Origin of the sequence: Tychonema sp. LEGE 06208, from assembly GCF_015207505.1 — a bacterium.
Classification (GTDB): Bacteria; Cyanobacteriota; Cyanobacteriia; order Cyanobacteriales; family Microcoleaceae; genus Microcoleus.
The window spans coordinates 51601-62331 of the sequence record NZ_JADEWT010000023.1 but is presented as its reverse complement, the minus strand read 5'-3'; the positions used below and the strand labels follow the sequence as shown (position 1 = coordinate 62331).

Here is a 10731-nt window from a genome sequence, read left to right as displayed (position 1 = left end):
GTACTGGGGTGGGTACTTCGATCGCGCGCCTTGAATGTTGAATGTTGCCATTGTGCAGGCGGATCTCAAAAGATTATCAAAAAATTGGGTCTAAAACCCTGTGCTTCTAGCACGGCTTTGAGTTAAAATTAAGATGGTTGGAATCCCCAAGGTGGGCGGTTGTGAAGCGGCTTTGAGTCGGCACCCTCGAACCTAAAAACTCCTAGAGAGTACCAAGAAGGGTAGCGAAAACCTTGTCAAACAGAGCTAGAGAATCACCGCATTCTCATTACCAGAAAATAGATAATTTGGTTCCATCAATTAAAGTAGGGCGGGGCACGCCCAAACTCTAGGTGGTCACTGAGCTTAGTCGAAGTGCAGTACCCTAGTACGCTTTTGGAGATAGACTCTCTGGGGTTGCTGTAAATCAGGCTCGTCAATTGGTGTCTTTTCACGGTTGAAAGGTTTGAGGATTGCTCGAAAGAGATGCGGTGCTTAAAGGTCAGTCGCTGAATTAAGAATCCCTGTGCGTTCACGCCAGGGAGTGTCAAAGGATAAGTGCTAAACCACCTGATTTTCACAAGGGCGATCGATCGAAGGAGCTTGAGGCCTAAGACCAGCAGCTCTTGATGATTCCGCTGGTGCTGTACAATTAAAATCTCACCCGGGATGATATACCTGAAAGCTTATGATTGCAAATGTTTTCCCATTTCGGATTGTTTTGGTGCAAGTTTTAATTATATTTTTGGCGATCGCGATCGAATCGTGGTTTCTGCAAAAACTACTGAAACTCGGCCCCAAAACCAGCGTTGAATATACAGCCATCCTCAATCTCGCTTGCACTTGCGTAGGTTGGTTAGTTTTCTTCGGCATAGAAAGCATTCTTCCCAAAGATTTGCGGGAAGAGCTAATCGGTTATATGTTATTAGGCGGAAATCCGAGTCTTTACCCTACCCTAACTATGATTGCCGTCTTATTATTGGCGATCACTTTTTTAGCAAAATGGCAGAGTTTACAAATTATAGAAAACTGGGTTTTAGGTAACAAAAAAGCTTCCAAACCTCAGTTTTTAGGGCCGCCGACTCTCACCCGCCGTCCTCTCAAAAAAACTTTTCAAGTAACTACCCAGTTTGGAGCAGTTTTAATCGCCCATACTGTTAGCAATATCGTTATTTTAACAGTGTTGTTTGTGGAAAGCGTCAATAATTGAAATATATGATGAAGCAATTTTTGGATGTCACTCAGCAACTCACTAAGGTGACGAACAACCTGTGGGAAGCCAATAAAAAAGTTCAAAAGGCGATGATTCCGCCTAGAGTTGTCCACTGGAAGACTCCTTTACTGCTCAGCATCTTTTTAGGTTTGCTGGCAGTGGCGGCAGTCACTGACTGGCAGACAAGAATTCTGATGTTTGATATGAGCTGGTTATTTTTTATACTGTCAATGGGTTTGCTGACCAGCCAAGCACCTTTTGTGATTAAAGGAGTAAGCCTGAGTCCGTGGGTGACAAGCATCTTAATTGGATTGTGGTTGCTGATCAGATTGCCGTCGGACAAGAAGGAAATAGCCTGGATATCCGGGCCGATTATAGCAGTAGTAGTTCTTGCAATAATCAGGGTTTGGAAGAGCGATTCAAAACGGGAAAGTATCAGAGAGTTGATGCGCCCTCAGTTTTTGATGATTACTCTAATTCATGTGACATTTTCCTGTTGGTTTACATTTCATTTTTTAGTTCAAAGTTGGATACAACAGTATCCGAGCATTTTATCGCAGGATTTGAGAAAAAGCGATTATGTGGTGACATTTCAACAGCCAACTATTAATCGTTCCCGAGGAGTTGTCATCCTCAATGCAATGGAGCGATACGTAAAAAATGAAGCCCGCACCAAACCGTGGCCGCAGGTTGAACAAATGTTAATAGATATTGACAATGAGCGATTTTTTCTCAAAAATAAAGCATTAGGAACAATTGGGAAAGTCCCAGAAGATGGTAGCTGGGATGTCAAAACTTCGATCGTTCAAGGACAGTCGCGCTATCAGTTAGAGATGCAAGCAACCTGGATGGGGCTGGTTTTTCGACCGGAAATATATTCGTTTACCAAGTCTTGCGAGGTGTTCGATACAGCCAATCGGGCGACTGTAACCTGCGACGCTATCAAACGCTCAAAACCCGGACTCAAAAAAGATGGAACTGCGGTAGACAGTCAGGTTTGAGCCGGTCTCTGGCGGTTGGGAGATGGGGAGATTGGCCCGCCAGCCGAAGCGAAGCTTCGGGAGCATCTGGTGTTTTGCGTTTAATTATAGTGCGAGCTTAAGAACTCGCACTATAATAAAAAAGATGCTTTTTACAAAAATGAGATGCTCCCAAGCCTTCTTCCTTCTTCCTGATGACGTTGGACGGAAAGCAGTTGTCAGTTGTCAGTTGTCAGTTGTCAGTTGCCAGTTGTCAGTTGCCAGTTGTCAGTTGTTACCAATAACAAATAACTAATAACTAATAACTAATGACTAATAACTAATAACTAATGACTAATAACTAATGACTAATGACTAATGACTAATGACTAATGACTAATAACTAATAACTAATGACTAATAACTAATGACTAATGACTAATGACTAATGACTAATGACTAATGACTTCTTCCTTAAACTAAAATATGACGAAAGTTTCCAGCGGGTTTATAACTAGATGAATTTGAGAAGAATATTGACAGTCGCAATTAATGTATTTTGGGAAGTAATTCGCGATCGCATCCTTTACATAATTATTATTTTTGCTCTGTTGATGGGAGCAGCGGTACGCTTGATACCCGAATTGGCCGCGACAACCGAGAAGAAAATTATCTTAGATATTGGTTTGGCTGGTATGAGCATTCTCGGTCTAATTGCCACAGTGTTTGTGGCTACCGAACTGGTCAACAAAGAAATTGAAAAGCGGACTGTTTACCTGTTAGTTGCTAAACCGATAAGTCGGGCTGAGTTAATTGTAGGCAAGCACTTAGGGCTGTCGGCGGTGCTATTTGTGCTTGTAGCGGCCATGACTGTTGTCTATCTGGTTATTTTGAGTTTTAGCCGGATTCCTTACCCTTTGGAAAGCATTTTAATTGCTTCGCTGTTTATTTGGTTTGAGCTGTGTCTCATGGCTGGTGTCGGGATTTTATTTGGGGTGTTTAGCAGTTCGCTGCTGGCAGCTTTACTGACATTTGGCGTTTATTTGATGGGACATTCGACGCGGGATTTGGTGGCTGTGGGTAAGTTAACTAAAAATCCTGGCATTGAACAATTGATGATGGGACTTTATCTGGTTTTGCCGGATTTAGCCAGATTCAATTTAAAAAATGATGCTGTTTACGGACAAGTTCCTTACTTGGCGGGTTTGATTACAGATGCTGGCTACGGTTTGCTGTATGTGGTGGTGCTGCTGTCAGTTGCGATCGCCATATTTTCCCGCCGAGAATTTTAAAACGCGCATTGGGCACCGCCGAGGCAATAGTTTGTACTGAGGACTAAAGTCCTGACTACAAACCTATTTTACGCTCGAATTAGCGCGCTAAGATATAGAGAAGGTTGTCGATCGCCCATCTCGACTAAAACTCAAATTTTTATGGGTAAAATGAGGTGACTTATGACTGCTGTAATTCAAAAACCGATATCGCAGCTAAAGATTACTTGGCCCCTGCTGGCCGATGATTTTATCCTACCAGATGACCCTGTAGACGATACAGACCATCCCTTGCTAGCTCACGGTTTGCGCCAGTCTGTAGTGGATTCCCCGGAACTAATCCAAGACGCACTAATAGTTGCTAATTTTGCTTTGTGCGCGGCTGTGGACGATCGCACTATTTGCAAAGCCCCAGACTGGATGTACGTGCGGCCAGTGCAACCTTGGCCCCACAGCTATCCGCGCCGCAGTTACACGCCTCATACCGAAGGAACAGTTCCCTTTGTAGTGATGGAATTTTTGTCAGCTACTTACGGCGATGAATATTCTGTCGAACACACGGAAGAAATCGGCAAATGGTTTTTTTACGAACAAGTAATCAAAGTTCCTCGCTATGTGATTTTTCGACCCCATACGGGCAGAATAGAAGTTTATGCGCTCGAATCCGAGCGTTACGACAATCAAAATCCAGATGAAAACGGGCGTTATTTGATACCTGGATTAGATCTATTTTTGGGAGTTTGGGAGGATCTCGCGAAGGTAGAACGGGCTCTTGGCTGCGCTGGTGGAATGCGGAAGGAGAGTTACTTTTGTGGCCGGAAGAACGGGCGGAAAACGAACGCCAGCGGGCGGAAAACGAACGCCAGCGGGCGGAAAACGAAAGTCAGCGGGCCGATCGCCAACAGCAAGACAAAGAGTTAGCCGAGACGCTGCTGGAACAAGAAAGACAGCGAAATCAAGAACTTTTGGCGAGATTGGCAGCCCTCGGTATCGATCCAGAATAGCACGAGAAGGAAGTTCGGCCGCAGATGTAACGGATGTCAAGAAGGTAACAGATCGCGATCGGCTTTGTTGATATCTTTTTGTTTAGTCTGGTTTTTTGCTCCTGTGTTTATAATGTAACAAAAAGTTGAAATTATGTTAGCTCAAAAATTAGAACAATTAAAAGATATTTTCGCGCAGATGGAACGGGCGCTGATTGCCTACTCTGGCGGAATTGACAGCACTTTGGTGGCAAAAATTGCTTGGGACGTTTTGGGCGATCGCGCTTTGGCAGTTACCGCAGTTTCTCCGTCTCTACTGCTAGAAGATTTAGAAGATGCGCGCATTCAAGCAGCAGAAATTGGCATCGCCCACGAGGAAGTCGAAACTCAGGAAATGGCAAATCCCAATTACACTTCTAATCCGGTTAATCGCTGCTATTTCTGCAAAAGCGAACTGCACGATACTTTGAAACCGCTAGCACGAGCAAAGGGTTATCCTTATGTGGTGGATGGGGTAAATGCAGACGATTTAAAGGATTACCGTCCGGGAATTCAGGCTGCGAAGGAACGCGGCGCGCGATCGCCTTTAGCAGAAGTCGGCATGACTAAATTTGAAGTGCGGCAGTTAGCAAAAGAATTGGGTTTGCCTTGGTGGGACAAACCGGCTCAACCTTGTTTGAGTTCGCGCTTTCCTTACGGCGAAGAAATTACTGTTGCCAAGTTGCAAAGAGTGGGGCGCGCCGAACGGTATTTGCGGCAGTTGGGGCTGAAGAATTTGCGAGTGCGATCGGATGGAGATACGGCACGAATTGAACTGCCGCCGGAGCAGATTCAGGAGTTTGTGATAAATACGGATTTGCCTGGATTGGTGGCGGTGTTTCAGGAGTTTGGTTTTGTGTACGCGACTTTGGATTTGGAGGGGTTTCGCAGCGGCAAATTAAATCAGGTTTTACAACCTGAATTGTTGGCGGCGAAAGGTTGATTAAGATGTGGGGCGGGTTGACAAATATTCGGGAGGTAGCTGACAGATTGTTGGTGAAAGTTGCCCTACAAATATTAACCGCAACAGCCGCATCACGATTTCGCTAAATTTGCAGAAATCCTGACTGCTGGTTAAAGCAATAGCATAAACTAAAGTAGGAGCAAGAGTAACAGCAAGAGTAGCAGCAAGTTTTATGAAAGTTAAATTTAAATTAATCTCGGCCGTCTTGGCTTTGTTGTTGTCGGCGTACATCCCGTTTCGGGGGTTGGCTAACCCGCAACCTTCGGGGGACACTGTTAGTTCTGCACTCTGGTGGCAAGCTTCGGTTTACAATCAGGTACAACAAATTAAAGAGCAGCAATATGAAGGTTGCGTGTGGGGCGATTCTATTTCTTCGGCTTTGGGCGATTCTTTGGGAGAAAAAAACTTTAATTTTGCGATCGGCGGAATGAGCTCTGTTTCGCTGCTAGAACAGCTAAAATTGGTAGTGCCGCAGGGCTTTACCTGCAAAAAATCGATTTTGGCGATCGGCACAAATGATGCTATGTATGGCATTGGCGACGAGCAGTTTGTCAGCAATTTGAAAGAGGCGATCGCAATTATGCGATCGATCGGCAGCAAACAGATTATTCTAATTCCTGCTTTTTATTCAACTCTTGCCGCCAGCCACAATCCTAAATTTGCAGGAACAATTGCTAGAGTTGACGAAATCAATGTTCTCATCAATAAAGTAGCAGCCGAAGAAAATATAACCGTGGAATCTAGCGGCATACAAGCCTTATTTAAGGACAAAGCTCTAAATACAGATTTAACAATTGATGGCGTTCACCTCAATGCCAAAGGTTTAGATATATATAGAAAAGTTTTGTTAGATATTTTAACTCCTCCCTTAACAACCCGCAAATTTTTTGATAGAAAATCTGTTTAAGTTATTACTTTTAAAGTCCGCAGGCGCGGACTTTATTATTCGCGTACTCGCAATTAAAAACCGCAATCAAATTCGTTTTTAGCGAAGACTTCAGTCCTCAAAAGTTGACAAAATTAGGTCATTTTACCGAAGATGATATCAAGGAGTAGTTGTCGTAGTTTGTGGCTGCATTTGCTGTAGCTGAAGTTGTTGCTGCTGAAGTTGAAGTTGCTGATTTTCAACATTTATTTGTCGCTGTCTGTCTTCAAGTTGCAAGCGTCTGTCTTCAGCTTGCTGCTGTCTGTCTTCAGCTTGCTGCTGTCTATCTTCAGCTTGTCTTTGTCTCTCTAGCTGTCTGTCTTCACGTTGCTCTTGTCTGTCTTGACGTTGTTCGCGAAGCTGTCTGAGTTGATTTTTCCGCTCGAAATCTCCTCCCAAAAATAAGTTTTGAAAAGCGTTGATGGTTGCTTGAAACCCAGTAAAAACTCCGCTAACAGCGTTGATCCCTGTGGCAACTCCTATCACTGGCTGCAAGAAACTGTTGATATTGTCTCCTACCCTGGTATAGCCCGATCGCGCTACGAGAATCACATCATTGTTGCGGAGAACTGGGTTATTGTCAGGATTCAACCCTTGAGCAAAATCCACATCGATAGTGCGGCGAGTAACAGTACCGTTGGGGTTCAAACGCAACAGTTCCACCTTGTCTTTTTTCGCCCGCAATTGATTGAAACTGCCTGCAGTGAGCAAAGCTTGGTGCAGGGATGTACTCGGTTTAACCAGTAAAGCTCCAGGCCTGATTACTTCCCCCACCACGTTGATGCTAATCGCGTTTGGAGAGAAACTCGTACTTCCGATTTGGGAAACTTCAGTCAAGTCTACAGTAGATGCTGTCGGGATGATTACGCTATCTCCTTCTTGCAGCAAAATATCTTGAGTTGAGTCGCCTTTTTGCAGCAAATCCCACAGATTTACCATGATGGTTTGTTCGTTGCCGCCTTTGACTTGGCGGCGGATTTGCACGCGGCGGATATCGGCTTCTGTAGTGATACCGCCGGCAATTTTGAGGGCTCTAGTTATTGTTGGCAAGCCCACAACCGCCCCTTGCTGCTGGTCGATAGATACAAAACTCAACTCTGTTTGTTGGTTGGTCGATCGCACATCCGAAGCAAATACAGTATAAGGCCCTGGCCGGTTCACTTCTCCAACAATTACCACACCAATTGGTTTAGTAATATCAGCGGAAAAATTAGCACTGGCTCTTTGACGGACTTCTTGAGTATTCAGGGCACTTGCTGTCGGTACAAAAATTGTATCGCCATCTCGGATAGTGACATCTTGGCTCAAATTTCCCGTGTCTAAAAAATCCTGCAAATTAACAGTAGTAACTTGCTCAGCACCTCCTCTGCGGGAACGGCGAATTTGGACGTTTCGCATATCTCCTGCTGATGTCACCCCTTTTGCAAGTTGCAGCATTTCCATCAAAGTCGGAAATTTTACTCCTCCTCCGCTTCCTTCTCTGGCGGGATTAATTTTGTAGGAACCGGGGCGAGTAACTTCACCTGCAATACCTATATTTAGGGGGCGAGCGAGCATCAGAGTCACGGTGACAACGGGAACATTAATGAAGGGTTCGTAGCGCTTGGTAATGACGTTAGCGGCTTGTTGCAGCGTCAATCCTTGAATTGAGACGCTGCCAATGATTGGCAAATTGAGCGTCCCGTCAACTAACACTTGATATTCTTTGCTGAATTCTGGAACGCCGAAGATATCTAAAGCAATGCGATCGCCCGAGCCTAAAGTATAAGCTGCTTCTTGTGTCAGCGCACCCGAATTTCCTAGAGGCAAACTCGAACCCGGAGGAGGAGGTGGTGGTACTCTCCGCTGGTTTGGGTTGCCGCTGGGTGCAGGATTTCTGACTGCAGGCAACTGAGCTATACCGGGCAGCGAACTGTTCAGCACCAGGAGGGCTGACAAACTCAGATTTGTAGCGGTTTTAACGGTATGTTTCATCTTTGTTTCCTGGTTGCAGCCTGCCAATGAATGAGAGCAAGTTAGCCCGTTGATTTTAGGTTATTTTCCCTGTTGTCTAGTGTAGCCTCGCTTGGTTACAAAATCCACAGGTGGAATCATAAAATTGTGAGGCAATCGAGATCGTTTTTTGTAAAGAAAGTGTAAAGCCAGCAAGCTGTTGTTAGAATTAGGAGCTTGTTTGACCAAAATTATTTATACACAACTCAGGATACAAATCAACCTGCTACAGAAAAGGGAGAGAAACAAATCGCCTTGATTCGATCGTCCGTGGAGGGGGTAAGCACCGGGGCACTACCTCTACAAAACCCGGTTTCTTTGAAAATAGTGGCTGCTTTCTCGATACATTGATGAAGAAACTGGGTTTTTGAACTGATCCGCGCAAGTCCTGTTGATGTAAAATATTAAATAATTCTCTCTGCGGGACAAAGAACAAGTGTCACTAAAATTGGATAAAGTAATTCCTTGGGGACGCTGCTTGGATGAATACATAGGAATGTTTAGCCTGATATCAACCGATCTCAAGCTAGCAATTCTTGATTGTGCGGGCGGCCCGGCGAGTTTTAATGCCGAAATGACTCGCCAAGGTAAAAAGGTAATTTCTTGCGATCCAGTGTATCAGTTTACGGCGGTGGAAATTGGCGATCGCATCCAAGAAACATATCAAACTGTGATAGACGGTGTTAAGGCCAATGTAGACGGCTATTTGTGGAACAGTTTTGAATCGCCGTACCAGCTAGGTGAAGTGCGGATGAAGGCGATGCAGGAATTTTTAGCAGATTTTCCCTCTGGTTTGGAGCAAGGCCGCTACATGAATGCTGAATTGCCGATTTTGCCTTTCAATGACGGTCAGTTTGATTTAGCTTTGTGCAGCCATTTCTTATTTGCTTATTCTCATTTGCTTTCGGAAGAATTTCATTTGCAAGCAATTACAGAAATGTGTCGGGTTGCGAAGGAAGTTCGGGTTTTTCCGCTGTTGCAAAGTTTTAGCGGGGAGGAATCTGAGCATTTAAACCAGATTATTGCTGAATTAAAAAAGAGAAGTTTTCGTGTAGAAATTCAAGAGGCTCCCTATGAGTTTCAAAAAGGTGGAAATAAGATGATGAGAGTTAGGGGGTAAATGTAAGTTACCGGCCGAATGTAAGTGGCCGGGCGAAGGGAATTCGCGGCTATATAAACGATGTCCGCCTCTGCGGACTGGAAGAAGTTACCGGGGCTGAAAAAACTTTCCTACAAAAAAGAAATTAGAGGTTTTTACCTGTAGGGACACGGCACTGCCGTATCCGGCAATTTATGATTGTGACAGATAATTTATATATGCTTAATAATGGTAGCAACAATTTGTCACGCATGGTATTAATTTAATCAGACCCTGATACCATGCTTGAGCGCGATCGGGAGTCGTGAATTGAGAAAAGTTCAGAAACGCTGCATCAGCTTCAGATTGAGCTGTACTGGAAAAGTCAATGCGATAGATTATGCTTCCAAAGAAAGTCCGTATTTCTGGTTTTGTCGATCTATAAATTCTTCCAGACTAGAAAATTGGCCCCGATCGAACTCATCAAGTCCGTGTTGAATCCCTTCCAATGCCTCGAAGAAATCGCTTTCATCAAAGCTAAGTCCGAATGCGAGAACAGCTAAGGCAATACTTGTTATATCTTGTCCTGTACTTTCAGCCCGTTGGCGGAGCAGTGCTTCGAGTTTGGGGGGTAAGGTGAGTGTAAGGGTCATAAAAGTTATGATGAATGGTTAACTTTATTTTGTAACTCTATTTTGGCATAGGTAGCCAAAACGATCGCTTCCTAAACTATCTGCCCATTGAGGCGATCCTTCGGCCTGTCTTGTCTGATAATCTTGCAAGGCTGCGAGACTCGCGATCGTTTGTTCTTCGCCCAGGGGTTAAAACTCGTTTGCTGTGTCAATTTCTCCACTAATTCTAATCAAAAACCGCAGAGCTTCATTCACTGCTTCAGAATCGGGAAACATCTCTGCAACATTCGGTGATCAATGAATATTTACACCACCAAATGTCTTTCGTCCAGATCCTACCCTTCTTACACGCAACTTCCTCAAATCATATTCCGACCGAAGCTCATCGTCCATCGCTGTTTCATCCTTCTTCATAAACTTCTCGCTCCACTCGTATTACTTTTCTAGCGCTAATCAAATGAAGAAAATCAGCTCTTTTTGTATACGACACTATCAATAAATTACCTTGCTGGGACTCTCTAACAATAATATAGCGATCTTCTTCATCAGAGCGATCCGGATCGTAAAAATCGACGTAGAGGCGATCGTCAAAAACCGTTCTGGCTTCCTCAAATGAGATCCCATGCTTGGACAAATTTACCGCAGCCTTGTTTTCATCCCACTCGAATTTTATAAAGATCCTAAATCAGCATCTTT

10 protein-coding genes are annotated in these 10731 nt (G+C 44.3%); 7 read left to right on the top strand and 3 right to left on the bottom strand.

Features of this window, described 5'->3' with window-relative positions; translation table 11 throughout:
* The first annotated feature begins 667 nt into the window (after positions 1-667).
* From fraC to IQ263_RS08760, 6 genes are all read left to right on the top strand, one after another.
* Complete coding sequence (gene fraC / locus IQ263_RS08785) at positions 668-1189, top strand: filament integrity protein FraC (RefSeq protein ID WP_194067091.1); 522 nt, start codon at positions 668-670, stop codon at positions 1187-1189.
* A gap of 5 nt (positions 1190-1194) precedes the next feature.
* Positions 1195-2193, top strand: a complete 999-nt coding sequence (locus IQ263_RS08780) for a DUF5357 family protein (RefSeq protein WP_194067090.1) — start codon at positions 1195-1197, stop codon at positions 2191-2193.
* Positions 2194-2669: 476 nt separating this feature from the next.
* On the top strand, positions 2670-3443 hold the full coding sequence (locus IQ263_RS08775) for an ABC transporter permease (RefSeq protein ID WP_194008011.1): 774 nt from the start codon (positions 2670-2672) through the stop codon (positions 3441-3443).
* A 162-nt stretch (positions 3444-3605) separates the two neighbouring features.
* Entirely contained in the window at positions 3606-4343 is a 738-nt protein-coding gene (locus tag IQ263_RS08770) for a Uma2 family endonuclease (RefSeq protein WP_333091863.1), read from the top strand.
* A 216-nt stretch (positions 4344-4559) separates the two neighbouring features.
* The gene (larE, locus tag IQ263_RS08765) at positions 4560-5387 is read left to right on the top strand and encodes an ATP-dependent sacrificial sulfur transferase LarE (protein WP_194067089.1); all 828 of its coding nucleotides are present in this window, start codon (positions 4560-4562) and stop codon (positions 5385-5387) included.
* A gap of 193 nt (positions 5388-5580) precedes the next feature.
* A complete protein-coding gene (locus IQ263_RS08760; RefSeq protein ID WP_194067088.1) occupies positions 5581-6315 on the top strand; it encodes an SGNH/GDSL hydrolase family protein in 735 nt (244 codons plus the stop codon).
* A 138-nt stretch (positions 6316-6453) separates the two neighbouring features.
* On the opposite strand, the gene IQ263_RS08755 is transcribed toward IQ263_RS08760, so the two are convergent.
* Positions 6454-8307, bottom strand: a complete 1854-nt coding sequence (locus tag IQ263_RS08755) for a polysaccharide biosynthesis/export family protein (RefSeq protein ID WP_194067087.1) — start codon at positions 8305-8307, stop codon at positions 6454-6456.
* A 454-nt stretch (positions 8308-8761) separates the two neighbouring features.
* Between IQ263_RS08755 and IQ263_RS08750 the strand changes: the two genes are divergently transcribed.
* Positions 8762-9445, top strand: a complete 684-nt coding sequence (locus IQ263_RS08750) for a class I SAM-dependent methyltransferase (protein ID WP_194067086.1) — start codon at positions 8762-8764, stop codon at positions 9443-9445.
* A gap of 356 nt (positions 9446-9801) precedes the next feature.
* Here IQ263_RS08750 and IQ263_RS08745 read toward each other — a convergent pair whose 3' ends face one another.
* Both IQ263_RS08745 and IQ263_RS08740 read right to left on the bottom strand, forming a co-directional pair.
* Positions 9802-10056: a hypothetical protein gene (locus tag IQ263_RS08745; protein WP_194067085.1), complete on the bottom strand. Its 255-nt coding sequence runs from the start codon at positions 10054-10056 to the stop codon at positions 9802-9804.
* A gap of 379 nt (positions 10057-10435) precedes the next feature.
* Positions 10436-10708 carry a BrnT family toxin gene (locus IQ263_RS08740; RefSeq protein ID WP_194067094.1) on the bottom strand — a complete coding sequence of 91 codons (273 nt, stop codon included), beginning with the start codon at positions 10706-10708 and terminating at the stop codon, positions 10436-10438.
* Positions 10709-10731 lie beyond the last annotated feature (23 nt).

Excerpts from the sequence above, each read along its gene's own strand:
- IQ263_RS08770 (WP_333091863.1), top strand. The coding sequence starts at position 3,606 with ATGACTGCTGTAATTCAAAAACCGATATCGCAGCTAAAGATTACTTGG.
- IQ263_RS08755 (WP_194067087.1), bottom strand. The coding sequence starts at position 8,307 with ATGAAACATACCGTTAAAACCGCTACAAATCTGAGTTTGTCAGCCCTC.
- IQ263_RS08780 (WP_194067090.1), top strand. The coding sequence starts at position 1,195 with ATGATGAAGCAATTTTTGGATGTCACTCAGCAACTCACTAAGGTGACG.
- IQ263_RS08760 (WP_194067088.1), top strand. The coding sequence starts at position 5,581 with ATGAAAGTTAAATTTAAATTAATCTCGGCCGTCTTGGCTTTGTTGTTG.
- IQ263_RS08775 (WP_194008011.1), top strand. The coding sequence starts at position 2,670 with ATGAATTTGAGAAGAATATTGACAGTCGCAATTAATGTATTTTGGGAA.
- larE (WP_194067089.1), top strand. The coding sequence starts at position 4,560 with ATGTTAGCTCAAAAATTAGAACAATTAAAAGATATTTTCGCGCAGATG.
- fraC (WP_194067091.1), top strand. The coding sequence starts at position 668 with ATGATTGCAAATGTTTTCCCATTTCGGATTGTTTTGGTGCAAGTTTTA.
- IQ263_RS08745 (WP_194067085.1), bottom strand. The coding sequence starts at position 10,056 with ATGACCCTTACACTCACCTTACCCCCCAAACTCGAAGCACTGCTCCGC.